1 protein-coding gene is annotated in these 315 nt (G+C 43.8%); it reads right to left on the bottom strand.

Annotation, left to right across the window (positions count from 1 at the left end):
* Nucleotides 1-106: 106 nt before the first annotated feature.
* Nucleotides 107-315: hypothetical protein (locus tag HMPREF2537_RS12880; RefSeq protein WP_210383615.1), on the bottom strand; the 209-nt coding region annotated here is incomplete at its 5' end.

Below are 315 nucleotides of genomic sequence, written 5' to 3'. Positions count from 1 at the left end.
TGCCAATGTACTTTTTTGTTGGTTGATTTTATTTGTTTTGGCCGTGTTGTGCCGTATGTGTGGCACGGTTGGTGTATGCCGGATGGCGCTTTTCCTTTTAGCGGCGTCATTGTAAATAACATAAGTTGTTTGGGCATAATTGTTTAAAATCTTCTGACTGGGCCAGCCTCCTTGTATATCCCCGTCGGGTTGGGGGTTGGTTGAAGGATTTTTTCTTTATGTAATTTTTGGATAGCCAGTCCGTGTGGTGTGTTTGCATCATGCGGTGTGGTTTGTCTGTTTGTCTAGGTTTGGGCTTTTCACGGCCTTTTTTGT

Source organism: Corynebacterium sp. HMSC074E01 (genome assembly GCF_001808885.1).
GTDB lineage: Bacteria > Actinomycetota > Actinomycetes > Mycobacteriales > Mycobacteriaceae > Corynebacterium.
This window is presented reverse-complemented; position numbering and strand designations above follow the sequence as displayed.